The 3,262-nt window shown below is 73.0% G+C and carries 2 protein-coding genes; both read left to right on the top strand.

Features of this window, described 5'->3' with window-relative positions; translation table 11 throughout:
• A partial coding sequence (locus tag ACYVE9_RS20210; protein ID WP_461029301.1) for an HD domain-containing protein occupies positions 1 to 1,411 on the top strand: 1,411 nt, incomplete at its 5' end.
• Positions 1,412 to 1,666: 255 nt separating this feature from the next.
• Positions 1,667 to 3,220 (top strand): signal recognition particle protein, encoded by a 1,554-nt coding sequence (gene ffh, locus ACYVE9_RS20205; protein WP_461029300.1) that lies wholly within the window; start codon positions 1,667 to 1,669, stop codon positions 3,218 to 3,220.
• Positions 3,221 to 3,262 lie beyond the last annotated feature (42 nt).

Below are 3,262 nucleotides of genomic sequence, written 5' to 3'. Positions count from 1 at the left end.
GGCCGGGCTGCCGCTGGCCCTGGCCACCGCGCGCAGCCTCGCCAGGACCGCTCCCCGACTCCAGGTGCCCTGGCCGGCCGAGGCCCGCGAGCAGCTCGTCACCCTGCTGGGCGCCGGCGACGCGACGGTACCGGTGTGGGAGGCGCTCGAAGCCGAAGGCCTGATCACCGCACTGCTGCCGGACTGGGAACGCGTCCGCTGCCGGCCGCAGCGCAACGCCGTCCACCGCTGGACCGTGGACCGGCACCTCGTCGAGACGGCCGTGCAGGCCTCCGCGTTCACCCGGCGCGTGCACCGCCCGGACCTGCTGCTGGTCGCCGCGCTGCTGCACGACATCGGCAAGGGCTGGCCCGGGGACCACTCCGTGGTGGGGGAGACCATCGTCCGGGACATGGCGGCCCGGATCGGCTTCGACGCCGCCGACGCCGGAGTGCTGGCCCGCCTGGTACGGCACCACCTGCTGCTGGTGGAGACCGCCACGCGACGCGACCTCGACGATCCGGTGACGGTCGCGTCCGTCGCGGACGCGGTCGGCGACACCGGCACCCTGGAACTGCTGCACGCGCTCACCGAGGCCGACGCGCTGGCCACCGGGCCCGCGGCCTGGTCTGCGTGGCGAGCGTCCCTCGTCACTGACCTGGTGACCCGCACCGCCGCGGTGATCGCCGGAACCGCGCCGACGGCCGGCGAGGACGCCGGAGCGCCGTCCGCCGAGGAGGAACGCCTCGCCGTCGAGGCCTGGCGCACCGCCGGCCCGATGCTGTCGCTGCACGCCCACGCCCCGGCAGGGGCTTCGGACCCGGGCCTTCCGGCGGGCAGCGCGCCCGACGGCAGCCCCCCGGAACCGGTCGGCGTGGAACTGCTGATCGCGCTCCCCGAACAGCCCGGCGTGCTGCCGGCCGTGGCGGGCGTGCTCGCCCTGCACCGGCTCACCGTGCGCACCGCGGAACTGCGCACCACCGACCCGACCGGTGAGGGCCCGGTCCTGCTGCTGAGCTGGCGGGTCGCCGCCGAGTACGGTTCCCTGCCGCAGGCCGCCCGGCTGCGTGCCGACCTGGTACGTGCGCTGGACGGCTCACTGGACATCCCGGCCCGGCTCGCCGAACGGGAGAAGGCCTACCGCGGACGCCGGCGCGGCCTCCAGGCGCCGCCGCCCCGGGTGACGGTGGCCGCCGTCGGATCCGAGCGCGCCACGGTGCTCGAAGTACGCGCCCAGGACGCCTCCGGCCTGCTGCACCGCATCGGCCGGGCGCTGGAGGCCGCCGAGGTCACCGTCCGCAGCGCGCACATCAGCACGCTCGGGGCCAACGCCGTCGACGCCTTCTACGTCACCGGCCCCGACGGCTCCCCGCTGCCCGACGCGCGGGCGGCCGAACTCGCCGGCGCGGTGCAGCGTTCGCTGGAGGGCTGACGGCAGGCTGACCGTATGCCGGGCGGGCAGATACCCTTGGCCCAGCGCGCCCCGACGCCCCCGCTGGGTCTGCGGCGCCTGGCCCTGCACCTCGCTGCGTTGCCGAACCGACCGACCGGCCCGCGAACGGCCCGGTCGAGGCCGGTCCTCCGCCGTGCGGTGCACTTCCAGACGTCGCCCGCATGTCCAGCCAGGACGCCGGGACACGCTGAAGACCGCCGAAGTGACCGACGACGTGAAGGATCAGCGACCGCCGTGTTCGACACTCTCTCCGATCGCCTCGCAGCGACTTTCAAGAACCTCAGGGGCAAAGGCCGGCTGAGTGAGGCGGACATCGACGCCACGGCGCGCGAGATCCGCATCGCCCTGCTCGAGGCCGACGTGGCGCTGCCCGTCGTGCGCTCCTTCATCAAGCAGGTGAAGGAGCGGGCGGCCGGCGCCGAGGTCTCCAAGGCGCTCAACCCCGCCCAGCAGGTCATCAAGATCGTCAACGAGGAGCTCGTCGGCATCCTCGGTGGCGAGACCCGCCAGCTGCGCTTCGCCAAGCAGCCGCCCACCGTGATCATGCTCGCCGGCCTCCAGGGCGCGGGCAAGACCACGCTCGCCGGCAAGCTCGGCCACTGGCTCAAGGGCAAGGGCCACTCGCCGCTGCTCGTCGCCTGCGACCTCCAGCGGCCCAACGCGGTCAACCAGCTCTCCGTCGTCGCCGAGCGCGCCGGGGTGGGCGTCTTCGCGCCCGAGCCCGGCAACGGCGTCGGCGACCCGGTCAAGGTGGCACGGGACTCCGTCGAGCACGCCCGCACCAAGCAGTACGACGTCGTGATCGTCGACACCGCCGGCCGGCTGGGCATCGACCAGGAGATGATGCAGCAGGCCGCGGACATCCGGGACGCCGTCAGCCCGGACGAGGTGCTGTTCGTCGTCGACGCGATGATCGGCCAGGACGCGGTCAACACCGCCGAGGCGTTCCGCGACGGCGTCGGCTTCGACGGCGTCGTGCTCTCCAAGCTCGACGGTGACGCCCGCGGTGGTGCCGCGCTGTCCATCGCCCAGGTCACCGGCCGCCAGGTGATGTTCGCCTCCAACGGCGAGAAGATGGACGACTTCGACGCCTTCCACCCCGACCGGATGGCCTCCCGCATCCTCGGCATGGGAGACGTGCTCAGCCTCATCGAGAAGGCCGAGCAGACCTTCAGCCAGCAAGAGGCCGAGGCGATGGCCGCCAAGCTGGCCAAGGGCCCGAAGGAGTTCACGCTCGACGACTTCCTGGCCCAGATGGAGCAGGTCCGCAAGATGGGCTCGATCTCCAAGCTGCTCGGCATGATGCCGGGAATGGGGCAGATCAAGGACCAGATCAGCAACCTCGACGAGCGCGACGTCGACCGCACCGCGGCCATCATCAAGTCGATGACGCCCGCGGAGCGCCACGAGCCGACCCTCATCAACGGCTCCCGCCGGGCCCGCATCGCCAAGGGCTCCGGTGTGGACGTCAGCGCGGTCAAGAACCTCGTGGAACGCTTCTTCGAGGCCCGCAAGATGATGTCCAAGATGGCGCAGGGCGGCGGCATGCCGGGGATGCCGGGGATGCCGGGCATGCCCGGGCCGGGGCGGAAGAAGGGCAAGCAGCAGAAGGCGGCAAAGGGCAAGCGCAAGTCGGGCAACCCGATGAAGCGCAAGCAGGAGGAGCAGGCCGCCGCCGAACGCAGGGCCGCCGGCGCGGGCAGCGCCTTCGGGCTGCCGGGCGGCGCGGAGGACCAGGGCTCCTTCGAACTCCCCAAGGAGTTCCGGGACATCCTGCCGCCGAAGTGAAGTGACCGCGAAGTGACCGCCGAGCCGGCCGGGGCCTCCCGG

This window comes from Streptomyces sparsus (assembly GCF_054776295.1).
The sequence above is the reverse complement of the archived record's forward strand: the minus strand, read 5'-3'. Positions and strand labels throughout refer to the sequence as shown.